This is a genomic window from Streptomyces sp. NPDC002181 (assembly GCF_042890485.1).
GTDB lineage: Bacteria > Actinomycetota > Actinomycetes > Streptomycetales > Streptomycetaceae > Streptomyces.
The window spans coordinates 1-18,813 of sequence record NZ_JBIASC010000006.1 but is presented as its reverse complement, the minus strand read 5'-3'; the positions used below and the strand labels follow the sequence as shown (position 1 = coordinate 18,813).

The following is an 18,813-nucleotide window of genomic DNA, read 5'->3' as shown; positions in this document are numbered from 1 at the left end:
CCGTCCCGGCATGCCCACACCCAGAGCCCCGTACGACCTCACCGGCCGGACCGCCCTGATCACCGGCGCCGCGAGCGGCATAGGCCGCGCCACCGCCGTCCTCCTCGCCGAGGCGGGCGCCGCCGTGCACTGCGCGGACCGCGACGAACAGGGCCTCGCCGAGACGGCCGACCTCGTCGCGAAAGCCGGCGGATCCGCCACCGTCCACCCCCTCGACGTCACCGACCGCGCCGCCCTCCGCGCCGCCGCCGCGGCCGCCGGACCGCTCGACATCACCGCCGCCATCGCCGGGATCATGCACACCAGCAGCGTCCTGGACACCACCGACGAGGACCTCGACCGGGTCCTGGACATCAACTTCAAAGGGGTCCTGCGCACCTGCCAGGAAGCCGCCCGCGCCATGATCGCGGCCGGCCGACCCGGATCGATCGTCACGATGGCCTCCGGCGCAGTGGACGCCGCCCAGCCCGGCCTGCTCTGCTACAGCGCGGCCAAGGCCGCCGTCGTCCAGCTCACCAAGACGCTCGCCACCGAGGCCGGCCCCCACGGCATCCGCGTCAACGCCGTCGCCCCGGGATGGATCCGCACCCCCATGACCGGCCGGCACGGCCCCGAGGTCCAGGAGCAGACCGAGGCCGCGATGGTCCGGATGTCCCCGCTGCGCCGCGTCGGCGAGCCCGAGGACATCGCCCAGGCGGTGCTCTACCTCGCCTCGGACGCCTCGTCCTTCATGACGGGCCAGATCCTCCGCCCGAACGGCGGAGTGTCGATGCCCTGGTGAGCGCCTCATCACCCGGCACCACGTCCGCCGGCTCGGCCCCCGCCCCGTCGTCCGGCTCCGCTGCCGCCCGCCGGGCCCTGCGCAGGGGCCCCGGCGTGCAGTGCACCGGCAGCAGCCCCAGCCCCCAGCCGCCCACGGCCACCGCGCCCTCCACCGGGCCCGAGTCGCCCGGCGCCAGGGCCAGGCGCAGCACCGCCCACCACCACAGCGCGCCCAGGGCCACCGCGAGGGCCGCCGCCGGGGGTATGCCCGGTACCGGGGGTATGCGTAGGTGACGCCGCACGGCTGCCTCCCGGGATCAAGGCCGCGATCCGGACTCCGCCGGAGCCCCCATCCTCCCGTACACCCCCCGGCAGCGCACCCAGAACGGCCCGGAGCCCCGGCCGGTGCGTGATGCACCGGCCGGGGCTCCGGCCACGCTCATTTCTTCACAGCTCGCGCATGGGGCTCACGCGGCTACGACATTCACCGCTTCCGCAGGCGCCTTGATGGTCACCCGCTCCGGGCCACCCGTGACCGAAGCCACGGAGACCGAATTGAGCATCGGGCGGACCGGCACCGTGACCGGTTCGCTTGCCGACTGCGCCAGCTCAGCCAGCGACAGCTCGTCGCTGACCTCGCGCATCAGCTCGGACATCCGTACGTCCAACGCGTCGCAGATCGCGGAGAGCAGCTCGGAGGATGCCTCCTTCTGCCCCCGCTCCACCTCGGAAAGATAGCCGAGAGAAACTCGGGCGGACGAGGAGACTTCGCGCAGAGTACGGCCCTGGCGCTGGCGCTGCCGACGCAGCACGTCACCCAGCAGGCGACGGAGCAGAATCATCGGTGGCTCCCTCCTCTGACCGTGTAGCCGCATCCTTCACGCCCCACCGTACCGCCTCGCGCCGCGGCCGTGCGGGGAGCTATGTCGTGTTCACTCAGGGCTGCAAACATCAAATCCCCCCGTTCTGTTCCGTATCCTGCCCCCGCACATTCTCGCGGAGTTCGCTCGAGAGCAGTTCGAGCACTGTCCGTGCACTCTCCCTACGAATTTCCGCACGGGAGCCGTTCAACCTCAGCGGGACGGTTTTCCTGCCCGCCGGACCCGCCACGGCGATGAAAACGGTGCCCACCGGCTGCCCGTCCTGCGGGCCCGGTCCGGCCACCCCGGTGGTCGCGATCCCCCACGATGCCCCCAGCACGCGCCGTACGCCCGCCGCCATCTCGGCCGCGACCTGCGCGTTCACCGCACCTTCCGCGGCCAGCAGCCCGGCGTCCACCCCCAGGACCCGGTGCTTGAGCTCGGTGGCGTACGCCGTGACCGAACCGCGGAACGACCGGGAGGCCCCGGCGATGCCCGTGAGCTCCGCGGCGACCATCCCACCGGTCAGCGACTCCGCGACGGCGAGGGTCTGGTCACTCTCCGCAAGCAGGCGCAGCACTTCTGCGGCCAGCGCGGCGGTGGTCCCCGTCTCCGGCGCCGGCTCCGCGGCGCCCGAAGACGCCCCGCCGACCTCCGGAGATTCCCCCACCGCGTATGTCACCTCGCGGCCCGCTCCGCTTCCAGGCCCTGGCGACGCAGCACCACGGCCTGACGGATGTAATCCAAACCGGTGACCACGGTCAGCACGACGGCGGCCGCCATCACCCAGAAGCGCAAGGAGGCCAGCGGCCCGGTCAGCGCGAGCACGTACATCCCCACCGCCGTTCCCTGCACCAGGGTCTTGAGCTTGCCGCCCCGGCTGGCGGGAATCACTCCGTACCGGATGACCCAGAAACGCATGAGCGTGATCCCGAGTTCCCGGCCGAGGATCACCCCGGTCACCCACCAGGGCAGGTCGCCCAGCCAGGACAGACAGATCAACGCCGACCCCATGATCGCCTTGTCGGCGATGGGGTCGGCGATCTTCCCGAAGTCCGTGACCAGGTTGTACGTACGGGCCAGGTGCCCGTCGAAGATGTCCGTGATCATGGCGACGGCGAAGGCCGCCCACGCCCACGCCCGCCAGACGGGGTCATAGCCCCCGTCGGCGAGCAGCAGCAGGACGAAGCCCGGCACCAGGACGAGCCGGACCATGGTCAGGATGTTCGCGATGTTCCACAGGCTGGCCTGATTGACCGCCGCGGCTCCCAGCTTCGCGCCGGGCACGGGCCGGCGGCCGGTCCCGCCCGCCGCAGATGCCGGGGCTCCGGTCATCCGGCCGCCTCCTCGTCGAGGTGCAGGGGCTCGGCCACCAGGTCGACGCCGAGCGTGCCGACCACCTTGGCCGTCACGATGCGGCCGGGCACCAGGCCCGTGCTGTCCGTGAAGACGACCTGGCCGTCGGTCTCGGGCGCCTGGTGCGCGGCCCGCCCGTAGGCACCGACCTCGTCCTCATCGGCCCCGCCGACCGCCTCGACGGATTCGACGAGCACCTCCAGGGTCTCCCCGATCCGCTCCTCCGCGCGCTGCGAGGTGAGCTCCTCGGCGAGCCGCTGCATGTGCGCGAGCCGCTCGGCGATCGTGTCCTCGTCCAGCTTGTTCTCGTACGTGACGGCCTCGGTGCCGTCCTCGTCCGAGTAGCCGAACACGCCGATCGCGTCGAGCCGCGCGTGGGTGAGGAAGCGCTCCAGCTCCTTGAAGTCGGCTTCGGTCTCACCCGGGAAGCCGACGATGAAGTTGGACCGGACGCCGGCCAGCGGGGCCTTGGAGCGGATGGTGTCCAGCAGCTCCAGGAAGCGGTCGGTGTCACCGAAGCGGCGCATGGAGCGCAGCACGTCGGGGGCCGAGTGCTGGAAGGACAGGTCGAAGTACGGCACGACCTTGGGGGTCGAGGTCAGTACGTCGATCAGGCCGGGCCGCATCTCGGCCGGCTGGAGGTAGCTGACGCGGACGCGCTCGATGCCCTCCACCTCGGCCAGCTCGGGCAGCAGGGTCTCCAGCAGACGGATGTCGCCGAGGTCCTTGCCGTACGAGGTGTTGTTCTCGGAGACCAGCATGATCTCCTTGACGCCCTGCTCGGCGAGCCAGCGCGTCTCGCCCAGCACGTCGCTGGGGCGGCGCGAGATGAAGGAGCCGCGGAAGGACGGGATGGCGCAGAAGGAGCAGCGCCGGTCGCAGCCGGAGGCGAGCTTGACCGAGGCGACCGGGCTCTTGTCCAGGCGGCGGCGCAGCGGCGCGCGCGGCCCGGAGGCGGGCGCGACCCCGTCCGGCAGGTCGGCGGGGGCCTCGGCCACCGGCTCCTGCGCGTGGCCGGGCAGCGCGACCGCGCTCTCCTGGCGGTCAGCGGGGCTGATCGGCAGCAGCTTGCGCCGGTCGCGCGGGGTGTGGGAGGCGTGGATGCCGCCGTTCAGAATGGTCTGGAGGCGGTCGGAGATGTCGGCGTAGTCGTCGAAGCCGAGCACTCCGTCGGCTTCGGGGAGCGCCTCGGCGAGCTCCTTGCCGTAGCGCTCGGCCATGCAGCCGACGGCGACGACGGCCTGGGTCTTGCCGTGATCCTTGAGATCGTTGGCTTCCAGCAGGGCGTCTACGGAGTCCTTTTTGGCGGCTTCGACGAAGCCACAGGTGTTGACGACGGCTACGTCCGCATCGGCGGCGTCCTCGACGAGCTCCCAGCCATCCGCCGCCAAGCGGCCTGCGAGCTCCTCCGAGTCCACCTCGTTACGGGCGCAGCCAAGAGTGACAAGGGCGACGGTACGGCGTTCGGGCATGGACTCAAGACTACTTTGTCCAAACGCCGACCCCCGCCCCAAGTCCCGGTAAACCAAGATCCCCGGGGTGCGGCGCAGCACCCCGGGGACCCGGAATCACGGATTCAGCGCCATATCAGCCTGCCTGGGCGGGTCCCTGGCGGGGGTCGTCCTTCGTGTATGTGAGGCGTTCCACCTGACCCGGCTGGAAGTCGTCCTTGATCTCCTTGCCGTTCACGAAGAGCTTCACGACCCCGGCGTCACCGAGGACGAGGTCGATGGACTCCTTGTCCGTGAACGTCTTGGACTGGCCGGGGGTCAGCGTGCCGTCGAACAGCAGCCGGCCGCTGTGGTCCTTCGCGGAGATCCAGCTCTCGCCGTCGTTGGCGGTCAGGACGACCGTGACGACGTCCTTGGGCGCGGCGGCGATCGCGCTGTCCGAGGGTTCGGGCTTGGCGGGCTTCGCGGGCTGCTGCGGCTGGGCGGCCGGCTTCCCGGCCGACTGCTTGGGCGCCGCCTGCGGGGCGGCGGAGGCGTCCGCCACCGGCCGCTTCTCCTTGGCGTCGCCGCCGCTGAAGGCGGTGAAGCCCACGAAGCCGATCACGGCGACGATGGCGGCGACCATGGCCGCGGTCCAGTTGGGCCGCTGCCGCTCGGGACGGATGCGCTCGGCGTCGAACATCGGCGCGGCGGGCGTGGGGGCCGGCCGGCCGCCGTGGGCCGCGTCGTAGGCGTCGACCAGGGGTTCCGGGTCGATGTGGACGGCGCGGGCGAGCGTACGGATGTGACCGCGGGCGTAGACGTCGCCGCCGCACCGCGTGAAATCGTCAGCTTCGATCGCGTGCACGATCGGGATGCGCACGCGGGTGGTGGAACTGACCTCGTCGACAGTGAGCCCGGCGGCGATCCGGGCCTTCTTCAGGGCCGTCCCGATGGACGGTCCTTCGGCCTTGCGTTCGATGATGCGGTCCTCGGACCGGTCGTCGGTCGAAGGACGCTCATCTTCGGGGGAGTTGGAGTTGCCGATGGACACGAGGGCGCCTTTCGAGCGTGTAGCCACCTGCTGGATGTCCAGTCTAGGGGGGTGACGAAAGGGTGGAGCAACCGGAGGGTGGAGTTCCTACGCCATCCGAATGGCAAACCGAACAGTGTGGGAAGTCCGGGTGCTGTGGCGCCCCCGTGCCGGGGCACGGCGCCGCCATCTCCCTCAACTTGACGCGGGCCCGGGGGAAACGGTTGCCCGCCCGTGAATCACGGTTGGGTCTCTCCCCGGATGACGGCGAGGACCCCGTCCAGCTCGTCCGCCTTCACCAGGACGTCGCGCGCCTTCGACCCCTCGCTGGGGCCGACGATTCCCCGCGACTCCATCAGGTCCATGAGCCGGCCCGCCTTCGCGAAACCCACCCGCAGCTTGCGCTGGAGCATCGAGGTCGACCCGAACTGGGTGGAGACCACGAGCTCGGCCGCCTGGCACAGCAGGTCCAGGTCGTCGCCGATCTCCTCGTCGACCTCCTTCTTCTGCTTCTGCCCGACGGTGACGTCGTCCCGGAAGACGGGCGCCATCTGGTCCTTGCAGTGCTGCACGATCCCGGCGATCTCGTCCTCGGTGACGAAGGCGCCCTGGAGGCGGACCGGCTTGTTCGCGCCCATCGGCAGGAACAGCCCGTCGCCCTTGCCGATCAGCTTCTCGGCGCCCGGCTGGTCGAGGATGACCCGGCTGTCGGCGAGCGAGGAGGTGGCGAAGGCGAGCCGCGAGGGCACGTTCGCCTTGATCAGACCGGTGACCACGTCCACCGAGGGGCGCTGGGTGGCGAGCACCAGGTGGATGCCGGCCGCGCGGGCCAGCTGGGTGATGCGGACGATCGAGTCCTCGACGTCGCGCGGGGCCACCATCATCAGGTCGGCGAGCTCGTCGACGATCACCAGCAGGTACGGGTACGGGCTGAGCTCCCGCTCGCTGCCCGGCGGCAGTTTGACCTTGCCGTCCCGGATCGCCTGGTTGAAGTCGTCGATGTGCCGGTAGCCGAAGGCGGCCAGGTCGTCGTAGCGCAGGTCCATCTCGCGCACGACCCACTGGAGCGCCTCGGCGGCCCGCTTGGGGTTGGTGATGATCGGTGTGATCAGGTGCGGGATGCCCTCGTACGCGGTCAGCTCGACGCGCTTGGGGTCCACGAGCACCATCCGGACGTCCTCCGGGGTGGCCCGCACCATCACCGAGGTGATGAGGCAGTTGATGCAGGAGGACTTGCCGGAGCCGGTGGCGCCGGCGACCAGCACGTGCGGCATCTTCGCGAGGTTGGCCATGACGTAGCCGCCCTCGACGTCCTTGCCGAGCGCCACCAGCATCGGGTGGTCGTCCTCGGCCGCGTCGGCCAGCCGCAGGACGTCGCCCAGGTTGACCATCTCGCGGTCGGTGTTCGGGATCTCGATGCCGACGGCCGACTTGCCGGGGATCGGGCTGATGATCCGGACGTCCGGCGAGGCCACGGCGTACGCGATGTTCTTGGTCAGCGCCGTGATCCGCTCGACCTTGACCGCCGCGCCCAGGGTGACCTCGTACCGGGTGACCGTCGGGCCGCGGGTGAAGCCGGTGACGTCCGCGTCGACCTTGAACTCGGTGAACACGTTGCGCAGCGAGGCGACGACCGCGTCGTTGGCGGCGCTGCGGGTCTTGCCGGGCCCGCCCTTCTCCAGCAGGTCGAGCGAGGGAAGGGCGTACGTGATGTCCCCGCGCAGCTGGAGCTGCTCGGCGCGGGGCGGCAGCGGCTGGGCCGGCGGCGGGGCCTTGGTGAGGTCCGGGACGGACAGGGTCCCGGAGGCCGCGGCGGTGGTGTCGTGCGGTCCTTCGGACGGCCGGGCCGCCGGCTCGGCGCCCGCGCCCCGGTCCGCGTCCGCACCCGCGGCCCTGGGCCGCTCCGCCCGCGCCGGCGGCACCGGAGCGGTGAGCTCCGCGCCCTCGCGGCCCTCGCGCCCCTCGCGCTCCGCCGAGATGCCCTGCGTCAGGTCGGCCACCAGCGGGGAAGGCGGCATTCCGCCGTAGACCACCCCGTCCAGCGCGGCGGCCGCGGCCGCGGCCACGTCGACGGCGTCCATCTCCCGCTCTGCGGCCGGCCGGGCCGGGGTCCGGCGCGGGCGCCGCCGCCGCGCGAGCGCCTGCTCCTCGGCGGCGTCGGCGGGATCGGCGGAACCGGCGGGATCCGCCGGGGCACCCGCGCCGCCGCCGGCGCCGCCCGACCGGGCCCGCCACTGCTCGGGGTCGTGCCGCTCGGCCGCGCCGCCCTCCCCGTACCCCTCGTCGTATTCGTTCGGGGCGATGATCCCCAGCCGGATGCCGAGCCGCCGCAGCCGCTGCGGGATCGCGTTCACCGGGGTCGCCGTGACCACGAGCAGCCCGAAGACCGTCAGCAGCACCAGCATCGGCACGGCGAGCGGCGCGCCCATGGTGAAGATCAGCGGCTTCGAGGCGGCCCAGCCGATCAGCCCGCCCGCGTTCTGCATGGCGGTGGTGCCCTCGTCGCGGCCCGGCGCCCCGCAGGCGATGTGCACGAGGCCGAGGACGCCGATGGCGAGCGCGGAGAGGCCGACGCCGATCCGGCCGTTGGCGTCGGGCTGCTCGGGGTGGCGGATGAAACGTACCGCCATGACGCCCAGCAGGATCGGCACGAGCAGATCCAGTCGTCCGAAGGCGCCGGTGACCAGCATGGTGACCAGATCCCCGACCGGACCGCTCAGGTTCGACCAGGTACCGGCCGCGACGATCAGCGCGAGAGCGAGGAGGAGCAGCGCGACGCCGTCCTTGCGATGGGCGGGGTCGAGGTTCTTGGCCCCCTGGCCCACCCCGCGGAACACCGCGCCCACCGCGTGCGCGCAGCCCAGCCACAGGGCGCGCACCAGCCGCACCACTCCCCCGGTGGGGGACGGCGCGGGCTTCGGCGGCGCCTTCTTGGCGGGGACTCGCCGGGGCGCCGCGGTCTTCTTCGCGGCGGAACCGCGCGCGGCGGCCGCTTTCTTCGCCGGCGCCGTCGTCCGGCCGGTGCGGCCCTTCGCGGTGCCCGCTGCGCTCTGGGAACCCTTGCCGGACGTACGTGAGGCCATGGGCCCGAGGTTACCGGTGCGCGCGCCGGTGGACACGCGTGCCCACCCCTTCACCCGTTCGTGTCGCGCGCCGCGTCAGTGCTTTGACGCACCGCCAGACACCGCGGCGCCGCGGGCGGCCAGGCCGCCGGGCCCCTCGACGGGCTCAGCCCTGCGCGGGCAGTACCGGCGCACCCCCGCCGGTCCCGGGCTCCAGCGCGTCGAGCGCCCGCCGCAGTCCGGTGAGCTTGCGCTCCAGATGGGCCGCGGTCGCAACGACCGCCGCGTCGGCCGATTCCTCGCCGAGCTGCTTGGTCAGCGCCTCCGCCTGCTCCTCGACCGCGGCGAGCCGTGCGGAGAGCTCGGCCAGCAGGCCGGCCGTCTCCTTGCTGCCGTCGCCGTTGGAGCCGCCGCCCTCCAGCTGGAGCCGCAGCAGCGCCGCCTGCTCCCGCAGCTGGCAGTTCTTCGTGTAGAGCTCCACGAACACCGAGACCTTGGCCCGCAGCACCCACGGGTCGAAGGGCTTGGAGATGTAGTCCACCGCGCCCGCGGCGTAGCCGCGGAACGTGTGGTGCGGACCGTGATTGATCGCGGTGAGGAAGATGATCGGAATGTCCCGGGTCCGTTCACGCCGCTTGATGTGCGCGGCGGTCTCGAAACCGTCCATCCCGGGCATCTGCACATCCAGCAGGATGACCGCGAAATCGTCCGTCAGCAGCGCCTTGAGCGCTTCCTCCCCCGACGACGCCCGGACCAGTGTCTGATCGAGCGCGGAGAGGATGGCCTCCAGCGCCAGCAGATTCTCCGGCCGGTCGTCGACCAGGAGGATCTTGGCCTTCTGCACCATGCCCTGTCCTCCTCGCCCCGGCATGGGGCCTCCCCGGCTCCTGGCACCGGCCTGTACGCCGGGCCCCGCCCCAGAAGAGGACGGCATCCTTGCGCCGTCCGTCCTTGTGCCGGTCATCGTAGCCCCAGTCCCGAGATCGCCACACCCTGTCACCAAGATGTCACTGTGCACGAAGCAGAAACGGTGTGGGAGAGCAGAAGGTTCCCCGCCTCCCGCCCTTTCACACCGTTTTCGCCACAGTCAGTCAGCAATTGGTATCAGAGTGCTCGCCCGTCGATCACTTGCCCCGCATCCACTGTTCCATGACCGACAGCAGATAGTCGGGGTCGACCGGCTTGGTGACATAGTCGGAAGCGCCGGAGTCGATCGCCTTCTCCCGGTCCCCCTTCATCGCCTTCGCCGTCAGCGCGATGATCGGCAGCCCCGCGAACTGCGGCATCCGCCGGATCGCGGAGGTCGTCGCGTACCCGTCCATCTCGGGCATCATGATGTCCATCAGTACGACCGTCACATCGTCGTGCTGCTCCAGGACTTCGATGCCCTCCCGTCCGTTCTCCGCGTACAGCACCGCCAGTCCGTGCTGCTCCAGCACGCTCGTCAGCGCGAACACGTTGCGCACGTCGTCGTCCACGATGAGCACCTTCTCGCCGTGGAAGTCGTACGACCTCGGCAGCACCGGAAGTTCCTCCTCCGGGTTGACCCAATCGTCCTCGGGCCCCAGCGCGTTCGGCTGCCCCGGCACCGCCGTACGCGGCTCCAGGTCGCTCAGCGCCTTGCGCCGCCGCCGGAACAGCGCGGCCCCGCCCTGCCCCTGACCGGCCGGCTCGGCGGCCGGAAGCGCGGGCCGTACGGGCTGCGCGTGCTGCGGCTGCGCCGCGGAGACCGGCGCCGGGGCCGCCGGCAGCGCGGGCCGCGCCCCGTCGGCCTGCCTGCGGTACACCTCGCCGCGCCCGCCGCCGGGCGTGGGCGGCGCGTACCCCTGCGGCGGCAGCTCGCTCGGGTGCAGCGGCAGGTACAGCGTGAACGTGGAGCCGCGGCCCGGCTCGCTCGCCGCGTGGATCTCACCGCCCAGCAAGCGGGCGATCTCCCGGCTGATGGACAGCCCGAGCCCGGTGCCCCCGTACTTCCTGCTGGTCGTCCCGTCGGCCTGCTTGAACGCCTCGAAGATCACCAGCATCTTGCTCGCCGCGATACCGATCCCGGTGTCCGTCACCGAGAAGGCGATCAGGTCCGCGTCCGCCTCCCGCAGCGAACCGGCCTCCAGCAACTGCTCCCGGATCGCCGCCGGCACATCGGAGCCGGCGGGCCGGATCACCAGCTCGACGGCACCGGTGTCGGTGAACTTCACCGCGTTCGACAGCAGGTTGCGCAGTACCTGGAGCAGCCGCTGCTCGTCCGTGTGCAGGGTCGCGGGCAGCTCCGGGGAGACCCGTACCGAGAAGTCCAGGCCCTTCTCCGCGGTCAGCGGCCGGAAGGTGGCCTCCACGTAGTCCACGAGCTGCACGAGCGCGATCCGCGTCGGCGAGACGTCCATCTTCCCGGCCTCGACCTTCGACAGGTCCAGGATGTCGTTGATCAGCTGGAGCAGGTCCGAGCCCGCCCCGTGGATGGTCTCCGCGAACTCCACCTGCTTCGGCGACAGGTTCTCGTCCGCGTTGTCGGCGAGCAGCTTGGCCAGGATCAGCAGCGAGTTGAGCGGCGTCCGCAGCTCGTGCGACATGTTCGCCAGGAACTCGGACTTGTAGCGCATCGAGACCGCGAGCTGCTCGGCACGCTCCTCCAGGACCTGCCGGGCCTCCTCGATCTCGGTGTTCTTCACCTCGATGTCCCGGTTCTGCTGGGCCAGCAGCTCCGCCTTCTCCTCCAGCTCTGCGTTGGCGGCCTGGAGGGCCTTCTGGCGGTTCTCCAGCTCGTCGGAGCGCTCTCGAAGCTGCTCGGTCATCTCCTGCGACTGCTTGAGCAGCGTCTCCGTCCTGGAGTTGACGCTGATCGTGTTGACGCTCGTGCCGATCATCTCGGCGATCTGGCTCAGGAAGTCCTTCTGGATCTGCGTGAAGGGCTGGAACGACGCCAGCTCGATGACGCCGAGCACCTTCCCCTCGAACAGCACCGGCAGCACGATCACATGGGCCGGCGGCGCCTCCCCGAGCCCCGAGGAGATCTTCAGGTAGCCCGGCGGTGTGTTCTCCACCAGGATCGTCCGCTTCTCCTCGGCGACGGTCCCGATCAGCCCCTCCCCCGGCCGGAAGGAGGTGGGCAGCGCGCCGCCCGCGTACGCGTAACTCCCGCGCATCCGCAGCTCGTACGAACCGTCGGGACCGCCCTCGGTCCCGAACTCCGCGGTGCCGCCCGAAGGCAGCGCCAGGAAGAACGCCCCGTGCTGGGCGGAGACCACCGGCGTCAGCTCGCTCATGATCAGCGAGGCCACGTCGTCCAGCTCGCGGCGGCCCTGCATCAGGGCGGAGATCCGGGCGAGGTTGCCCTTGAGCCAGTCCTGCTCCTTGTTGGCCAAGGTGGTGTCGCGCAGGTTCGCGATCATCGTGTTGATGTTGTCCTGGAGGACCTGGATCTCGCCCGCCGCGTCCACGTCGATCTTCAGATTGAGGTCGCCGCGGGTCACCGCGGTGGCCACGGCCGCGATCGCGCGCACCTGCCGGGTCAGGTTCCCGGCCATCTCGTTCACGGACTCCGTCAGGTCGCGCCAGGTGCCGTCCACGTCCCGGACCCGCGCCTGACCGCCCAGGATCCCCTCGGTACCCACCTCGCGGGCCACCCGCGTGACCTGGTCGGCGAAGGAGGACAACTGGTCGACCATCGTGTTGATCGTCGTCTTGAGCGCCAGGATCTCCCCGCGCGCGTCGATGTCGATCTTCTTGGTCATGTCGCCCTTGGCGATGGCGGTCGTGACCATGGCGATCTGCCGCACCTGTCCGGTGAGGTTGGAGGCCATGAAATTCACCGAATCGGTCAGGTCCTTCCACGTGCCCGACACACCCGGCACGTGCGCCTGACCGCCCAGGCGGCCCTCCGTGCCCACCTCGCGGGCCACGCGCGTGACCTCGTCCGCGAACGAGGACAGCGTCTTCACCATCGTGTTGACCGTGTCGGCGAGCTGCGCGACCTCGCCGCGCGCCTCCACCGTGACCTTCTTCGTCAGATCGCCGTTGGCCACCGCCGCCGAGACCTGCGAGATGTTGCGCACCTGCGAGGTCAGGTTGTTGGCCATCAGGTTGACGTTGTCGGTCAGGTCCTTCCAGATGCCCGTCACCCCGCGGACCCGGGCCTGACCGCCCAGGATGCCTTCGGAGCCCACCTCACGCGCGACCCGCGTCACCTGCTCCGCGAACGAGGACAGCTGGTCGACCATCGTGTTGACGGTGGTGACGAGTTCGAGGATCTCGCCCTTCGCGTCCACGGTGATCTTCTTGGACAGGTCGCCCATCGCGACCGCCGTCGTCACCTCGGCAATGTTGCGCACCTGCGAGGTCAGGTTGTTCGCCATGAAGTTGACGGACTGCGTGAGGTCCTTCCAGGTGCCGGAGACCCCCTTCACCTCCGCCTGGCCCCCCAGGATCCCCTCGGTGCCCACCTCACGGGCCACCCGGGTCACCTGCTCGGCGAAGTTCGAGAGCTGGTCCACCATCGTGTTGAGGGTGTTCTTCAGCTCCAGGATCTCGCCGCGCGCGTCCACGTCGATCTTCTGCGACAGGTCGCCGCGGGCCACCGCCGTCGCGACCTGGGCGATGTTGCGCACCTGCGAGGTCAGGTTCCCGGCCATGCCGTTCACCGAGTCCGTCAGGTCGCGCCATACGCCGGCCACACCGGGCACCTGCGCCTGACCGCCGAGGCGGCCCTCCGTACCCACGTCCCGGGCCACCCGGGTCACCTGCTCCGCGAACGCGGAGAGCTGGTCCACCATCGTGTTGATGGTGTTCTTCAGCTCCAGGATCTCGCCGCGCGCGTCCACATCGATCTTCTGCGACAGGTCGCCGCGGGCCACCGCCGTGGTCACCTGGGCGATCTGCCGCACCTGCGAGGTCAGGTTGCCGGCCATGAAGTTGACGGAGTCGGTGAGTTCCTTCCACGTCCCGGACACCCCCTCGACCCGGGCCTGGCCGCCGAGGCGGCCCTCCGTACCCACGTCCCGCGCCATCCGCGTGACCTGGTCGGCGAAGCTGGACAGCTGGTCCACCATCGTGTTCACGGTGTTCTTCAGCTGGAGCATCTCGCCGGAGACGTCCACGGTGACCTTCTGCGACAGGTCGCCGTTGGCCACCGCCGTCGTCACCTGCGCGATGTTGCGCACCTGGCCGGTGAGGTTGCGGAAGGCGGTGTTCACCGAATCGGTGAGGTCCTTCCACGTACCCGCCGCACCCGGCACCTGCGCCTGACCGCCCAGCTCACCCTCGACGCCGACCTCGCGGGCCACGCGCGTCACTTCCGCACCGAAGGACTGGAGCTGGTCCACCATCGTGTTGACGGTGTTCTTCAGCTCCAGCATCTCGCCGGCCACGTCGACCGTGACCTTCTGCGACAGGTCGCCGTTGGCCACCGCCGTCGTCACCTGCGCGATGTCCCGCACCTGCGTGGTCAGGTTGCGGAAGACCGTGTTCACCGAATCGGTGAGGTCCTTCCACGTACCCGCCGCACCCGGCACCTGCGCCTGACCGCCCAGCAGGCCCTTCGCCCCGACCTCGCTGGCCACCCGCGTGACCTCGTCCGCGAAGGTCCGCAGCGTCTCGGTCATCTGGTTGATCGTTTCGGCCAGCTGCGCCACCTCGCCGCGCGCGCTGACCCGTACCTTCTGCGACAGGTCACCATTGGCCACAGCCGTCGTGACCTGCGCGATCCCACGCACCTGGGCCGTCAGGTTGCCCGCCATCGTGTTGACGGAGTCGGTCAGGTCCTTCCAGACACCCGCGACCCCGGGCACCTTCGCCTGACCGCCGAGCTCACCCTCCGTGCCCACCTCACGGGCGACCCGCGTCACCTCGGAGGAGAACGAGGACAGCTGGTCCACCATCGTGTTCACGGTGTTCTTCAGCTGGAGCATCTCGCCGGCCACGTGCACCGTGACCTTGCGCGACAGATCGCCCTTCGCCACCGCCGTCGTGACGAGAGCGATGTCACGCACCTGAGCGGTGAGCCGGTAGGCCATCGTGTTGACGGAGTCGGTCAGGTCCTTCCAGGAGCCCGACATCCCGCGCACCTGGGCCTGACCGCCCAGCTTGCCCTCGGTACCCACCTCCAGCGCGACCCGCGTCACCTCGTCGGTGAACGCGGACAGCTGGTCGACCAGGTTGTTGACCGTGCGCCCGACCTTCAGGAACTCACCGCGCAGCGGATGCCCGGCCCCGTCCGCGGCCTGCGTCCGCAGGTCCATCCGCTGGTCGAGATCACCCTCGGCGACCGCCGACAGCACCCGGCCCACCTCGGACACCGGCCGGGCCAGATCGTCGACCAACTGGTTCGAGGCGTCGATCGCGGCCGCCCAGGAGCCCTCACAGGCGCCTGTTTCCAGCCGTTCGCTCAGCTTCCCCTCGCGGCCCACCATCCGCCGCACCCGCGAGAGCTCTCCCGTCAGATGGAGATTGCGGTCGGCGACCTCGTTGTAGACGGCGGCGATCTCCGCCATCACACCGTCGCCGGACACCGTCAGCCGCTTGCGGAAGTTCCCGTCCCGCATCGACACCAGGGCCGTGAGCAGCCGGTTCAGGGCCGCGGTATCGACTTCCGTCGTGCCGTTGCGGCGGGACCTCCCGCCCTTCGGGCGCGTTCCCGTACGCCGCACCGCTGCGCCAGACTCCACCGTGTCCCTCCCGAAAGGGTCGACCGCTGTTCCACCGACACCCGGCGAGTCGACGCCCGGCTATCCCATCCTGCCCAGTGTTTCACCCCGGCCGAACCCGGCCATAACACTTCGGCACCATCGCACACCGGCCGCACCCTGCGAGTGGAATCCCGGACGACGGCACCATGCCGACCGCGAAGGTAAGTAACCTGGCACCCGATGTCCAACCGCGTCGAAGGAGATTCGTGATCACGGCTCGGGCGGCTGCCAGCTTCGACCCCCTCGGGCGCTCGGTCGCCGCGGCCCGGGCGTTCGTCCGCGACACCCTGCAGGGATGGGGCTTCGCGGACATCGTCGACGACGCCGTGGTCCTCACCAGCGAGCTCGTCACCAACGCCGTGGTCCACGCCGGCACCAAGGCCGAGGTCCTGTGCCTGCGCTCCGGGGACGGGGTACGGGTCGAGATCGCCGACCGATACCCGGAACGTGAGCTTCCTCTCCAACATCCCGGCGAGCGCCCGTACGCCGACCCCGACCGCGAGAACGGCCGCGGGCTGATGCTCTGCGCCGCCCTCGCCACCCGCTGGGGAGTCGAGTACACCGCCACCCACAAACACGTGTGGTTCCGGCTCGACCTCCCGGACCGGCCGGTCGGTACCCGGTCCGCCGGACCCGTCGTACCGGACCGCCTCCTGCCCCTCGCCGACAGCCGCGTCCGCGTCGCCGTCCTCCAGATCGACGCCTCGGACGCGATCTCCGCCTGGAACGATGACGCCGAGCACGTCTTCGGCTACGCCGCCGAGAAGGTCATCGGGCGCCCCCTGGCCGAGCTCGCCGCCTGGCCCCAGACCCCCGGCACGGGCACCGGCATCGCCGAGGCCCTGCGCCTGTCCCGCTGGGAGGGCAGCTACGGCATCCGCGGCGCCGACGGCCGCGTGATCCCCGTGTACGCCTCCCACCTGCGCGTCCGCGATGCCCACGGAGAACCGTCCATCGTCTGCCTGCTGGTCCACGACGACGAGCGGGCCCTGCTCCAGACCCCCGTCCGGGTCGCCTCGGCCGACAGCCTCCAGCTCACCGAGCCCCGTCCCGCGGACCCCTTCGAGGTCTTCATCGGCTCCCCCGCCCCCGACGACCTCGACGGACTCCTCCAGCGCACCGTCGAACGCGCCCGCGACATGCTCGACGCCGACTCCGCCTTTCTGCTGCTGGCCACCGACGACGAGACCGAGCTGGAGGTCCGCGCGACGACCGGCCTCCCCTCCACCCGCCAGCGCTTCGCCCGCGTCCCCGTCGAAGCCGGCACCAACCGGTACGGTTCCGCCCGCATGCCCGCCGTCCACGACGACCTCTCGGCCGTCCCGGGAGCCGTACCGCTCCTGGAGGCCACCGGCATGCGCTCGGTGATCACCGTCCCGCTCAAGGTCGAAGGCCGGCTCACCGGATCGCTCGGCGTCGCCGCCGAGAGCCCCGGCCGTTACTCGAACGCCGAGGCCCTGCGCCTCCAGTTCGCCGCCGACCGCATCGCGCTCGCCGTCGAGTCCGCCCGCCTCGGCGAGCTGGAACGACTGCGCCGCGGCTCCCTCTCCTTCCTCGTCGAGGCCTCCGACCTGCTCGCCGGCACCCTCGACAGGGACCAGACCCTGGCCCTCATGGCCCAGATGACCGTCCCGACCCTGGCCACCTGGTGCGCCGTCTACACGATCGCCGACCAGTCCTCGGACCCGTACCTCGCGTACGTGCTGCACGAGGACGAGGAGCGCATCGACGGCCTCAAGGCCCTGCTCTCCCGCGTCAGCCCGCCCGACCCGGTCCGCGAGGCCGGCGCCCGCCCCTGGCCGGCGACGGCCCAGGCCGTCGGCGGGGAGACCGTCGTCCTCCCGCTCCTGGCACGCAACCGCGTCATCGGCATGCTGACCCTCGGCAAGCCGTCCGAGGAGCATTTCCGCCAGGAGATCCTCGAACTCGCCGAGGACCTCTCCCGCCGGGCCGCCCTCGCCCTCGACAATGCCCGCCTCTACTCCGAGCGCACGGCGATCAGCCGCTCCCTGCAGCGCAGCCTGCTCCCGCCCGGCTCCCCCGCCATCCCCGGCATGGAGGTCGAGGTCATCTACCGCGCGGCCGGCGAGGGCAACGAGGTGGGCGGTGACTTCTACGACGTCTTCCCGATCCGCGACGGCGCGTACGGCTTCGCCATCGGCGACGTCTGCGGTACGGGCCCCGAGGCGGCCGCCGTCACCGGCCTCGCCCGGCACGCCCTGCGCCTGCTGGCCCGCGAGGGACTCGGCGGCCCGGCCGTCCTGGAGCGGCTGAACGCGGCCATCCTCGACGAGGGCGCCCGCAGCCGCTTCCTCACCCTCCTTTACGGGGAACTCCACCCGCAGCCGGACGGCGGCGCCCTCATGAAGGTCGTCTGCGCCGGCCACCCGCTCCCGCTGCGCCTGCGGCCGGACGGCCGGGTCACCCCGGCCGCGGACCCGCAGCCCCTGCTCGGGGTGATCGACGACCTCGATCTCTACGAACAGACCCTCACCCTGGACCCGGGCGACGTGCTGCTCTGCGTCACGGACGGCGTCACGGAGCGCCGCGAGGGCACCCGCATGCTGGGCGACGACGGCCTGACGGAGGTCCTGACCACCTGCACGGGTCTCACCGCAGGCGCCGTCGCCGCCCGTGTCCTGCGCGCGGTGGAACGCTTCGCGGCCGAACCCGCCTCGGACGACATGGCCATCTTGGCGTTCCGCGTCCCCCAGCCGCGCAAGGGCGACTAGCCGGACCCGGTGTGGCGGATCGAGGAGCGCAGTGCGAACGCCATCACCACTTCGAACACGCCCAGCAGGACCAGCCAGAGTCCCAGCAGCCGGGTGAGCGCGACCGCGGAATCCACCGGGAAGCAGAGCACGACGATGCCGGCGACGGTGGCGAGTGCGCCCAGGCCGAAGAGCAGGCCCCGGTGCACGAGCGTGTGATCCGCGATCGCGGTGTAGGCCGTGAGCACTCCGCTCACCAACCAGAACACCCCGAGGATCAGGGACAGCGCGCCGATCGTCTGCATCGGATGCCGCAGGACGAGGACGCCGGCCAGGAGCGCGAGCACGGCGACCAGGACGCCCGCCAGTCTGCTGCTGCCGTCGTTGCCGTGCGAGAAGGCGGTGACGAAGCGGAAGACACCCGCCACGAGAAGCTGCAGGCCGATGATGACGGCCAGGATGTGCAGCGTCTCGTCGGGCCACACCAGAATCAGAATGCCGGGAATCAGGGTCGCGAGGGCGAAGCCGAGTGCCCAGTGCCAGGAGCCTCCTACCTGCTTGAGGACGTCCTCGGGGTCGCTCTGCGTGTGCTTCGGCGCCGCGTCGAAGGGAACGGTCATCACGCCTCCCAGGGGTTCACCCCTTGCCGCCCATGTTAGAGAGTCGTGGCACAGCCCGCCCGTCCGGTGGCCGAGAGGGCCCCCGGAAACGCAAAAAGGCCCCCGCCAAGAGGCGGGGGCCTTTTCTTTGGAGCCCTTTAACGGAATCGAACCGTTGACCTTCTCCTTACCATGGAGACGCTCTACCGACTGAGCTAAAAGGGCGGGTTGTTCGGCGGCGTCCTACTCTCCCACAGGGTCCCCCCTGCAGTACCATCGGCGCTGAAAGGCTTAGCTTCCGGGTTCGGAATGTAAACCGGGCG

12 protein-coding genes, 1 tRNA gene and 1 rRNA gene are annotated in these 18,813 nt (G+C 70.9%); 2 read left to right on the top strand and 12 right to left on the bottom strand.

Annotated features, from left to right (window positions below):
* Nucleotides 1-10: 10 nt before the first annotated feature.
* On the top strand, nt 11-781 hold the full coding sequence (locus tag ACFYXV_RS17460) for an SDR family NAD(P)-dependent oxidoreductase (RefSeq protein WP_389383333.1): 771 nt from the start codon (nt 11-13) through the stop codon (nt 779-781).
* On the opposite strand, the gene ACFYXV_RS17455 is transcribed toward ACFYXV_RS17460, so the two are convergent.
* The 9 genes from ACFYXV_RS17455 to ACFYXV_RS17415 all read right to left on the bottom strand — a co-directional run bounded on the left by ACFYXV_RS17455 (nt 729) and on the right by ACFYXV_RS17415 (nt 15,159).
* A complete protein-coding gene (locus tag ACFYXV_RS17455; protein ID WP_385469896.1) occupies nt 729-1,064 on the bottom strand; it encodes a hypothetical protein in 336 nt (111 codons plus the stop codon). The genes ACFYXV_RS17460 and ACFYXV_RS17455 overlap by 53 nt on opposite strands.
* Before the next feature lie 165 nt (nt 1,065-1,229).
* On the bottom strand, nt 1,230-1,604 hold the full coding sequence (locus ACFYXV_RS17450; RefSeq protein ID WP_030859700.1) for a helix-turn-helix domain-containing protein: 375 nt from the start codon (nt 1,602-1,604) through the stop codon (nt 1,230-1,232).
* A gap of 109 nt (nt 1,605-1,713) precedes the next feature.
* A complete protein-coding gene (locus ACFYXV_RS17445; RefSeq protein ID WP_389383332.1) occupies nt 1,714-2,202 on the bottom strand; it encodes a CinA family protein in 489 nt (162 codons plus the stop codon).
* A gap of 98 nt (nt 2,203-2,300) precedes the next feature.
* Nucleotides 2,301-2,957, bottom strand: a complete 657-nt coding sequence (gene pgsA, locus ACFYXV_RS17440) for a CDP-diacylglycerol--glycerol-3-phosphate 3-phosphatidyltransferase (protein WP_383351391.1) — start codon at nt 2,955-2,957, stop codon at nt 2,301-2,303.
* Nucleotides 2,954-4,450: a 30S ribosomal protein S12 methylthiotransferase RimO gene (gene rimO / locus ACFYXV_RS17435; protein ID WP_383502164.1), complete on the bottom strand. Its 1,497-nt coding sequence runs from the start codon at nt 4,448-4,450 to the stop codon at nt 2,954-2,956. The genes pgsA and rimO overlap by 4 nt, the downstream gene beginning before the upstream one ends.
* Nucleotides 4,451-4,565: 115 nt before the next feature.
* A complete protein-coding gene (locus ACFYXV_RS17430; RefSeq protein WP_385476461.1) occupies nt 4,566-5,462 on the bottom strand; it encodes a helix-turn-helix domain-containing protein in 897 nt (298 codons plus the stop codon).
* A gap of 218 nt (nt 5,463-5,680) precedes the next feature.
* Entirely contained in the window at nt 5,681-8,524 is a 2,844-nt protein-coding gene (locus tag ACFYXV_RS17425) for a DNA translocase FtsK (RefSeq protein ID WP_389383331.1), read from the bottom strand.
* A gap of 145 nt (nt 8,525-8,669) precedes the next feature.
* Nucleotides 8,670-9,350, bottom strand: coding sequence for a response regulator (locus tag ACFYXV_RS17420; protein ID WP_327278866.1), 681 nt, complete (start codon nt 9,348-9,350; stop codon nt 8,670-8,672).
* 277 nt (nt 9,351-9,627) lie between these two features.
* On the bottom strand, nt 9,628-15,159 hold the full coding sequence (locus ACFYXV_RS17415; RefSeq protein ID WP_389383330.1) for a HAMP domain-containing protein: 5,532 nt from the start codon (nt 15,157-15,159) through the stop codon (nt 9,628-9,630).
* Nucleotides 15,160-15,326: 167 nt separating this feature from the next.
* Between ACFYXV_RS17415 and ACFYXV_RS17410 the strand changes: the two genes are divergently transcribed.
* Nucleotides 15,327-17,912: a SpoIIE family protein phosphatase gene (locus ACFYXV_RS17410; protein WP_385476471.1), complete on the top strand. Its 2,586-nt coding sequence runs from the start codon at nt 15,327-15,329 to the stop codon at nt 17,910-17,912.
* Here the strand turns inward: ACFYXV_RS17410 and ACFYXV_RS17405 are convergent.
* The 3 genes from ACFYXV_RS17405 to rrf all read right to left on the bottom strand — a co-directional run.
* Nucleotides 17,909-18,511 carry an HdeD family acid-resistance protein gene (locus ACFYXV_RS17405; RefSeq protein WP_385476473.1) on the bottom strand — a complete coding sequence of 201 codons (603 nt, stop codon included), beginning with the start codon at nt 18,509-18,511 and terminating at the stop codon, nt 17,909-17,911. The genes ACFYXV_RS17410 and ACFYXV_RS17405 overlap by 4 nt on opposite strands.
* Before the next feature lie 128 nt (nt 18,512-18,639).
* Nucleotides 18,640-18,715, bottom strand: a tRNA-Thr gene (locus ACFYXV_RS17400).
* Nucleotides 18,716-18,720: 5 nt separating this feature from the next.
* Nucleotides 18,721-18,813 (bottom strand): 5S ribosomal RNA (gene rrf / locus ACFYXV_RS17395); the annotation flags it as partial.

What these genes read in the sequence shown, in the direction of transcription:
- ACFYXV_RS17460 (WP_389383333.1), top strand. Translation starts at nt 11, where the DNA reads ATGCCCACACCCAGAGCCCCGTACGACCTCACCGGCCGGACCGCCCTG.
- ACFYXV_RS17450 (WP_030859700.1), bottom strand. Translation starts at nt 1,604, where the DNA reads ATGATTCTGCTCCGTCGCCTGCTGGGTGACGTGCTGCGTCGGCAGCGC.
- pgsA (WP_383351391.1), bottom strand. Translation starts at nt 2,957, where the DNA reads ATGACCGGAGCCCCGGCATCTGCGGCGGGCGGGACCGGCCGCCGGCCC.
- rimO (WP_383502164.1), bottom strand. Translation starts at nt 4,450, where the DNA reads ATGCCCGAACGCCGTACCGTCGCCCTTGTCACTCTTGGCTGCGCCCGT.
- ACFYXV_RS17425 (WP_389383331.1), bottom strand. Translation starts at nt 8,524, where the DNA reads ATGGCCTCACGTACGTCCGGCAAGGGTTCCCAGAGCGCAGCGGGCACC.
- ACFYXV_RS17420 (WP_327278866.1), bottom strand. Translation starts at nt 9,350, where the DNA reads ATGGTGCAGAAGGCCAAGATCCTCCTGGTCGACGACCGGCCGGAGAAT.
- ACFYXV_RS17410 (WP_385476471.1), top strand. Translation starts at nt 15,327, where the DNA reads ATGCCGACCGCGAAGGTAAGTAACCTGGCACCCGATGTCCAACCGCGT.
- ACFYXV_RS17405 (WP_385476473.1), bottom strand. Translation starts at nt 18,511, where the DNA reads ATGACCGTTCCCTTCGACGCGGCGCCGAAGCACACGCAGAGCGACCCC.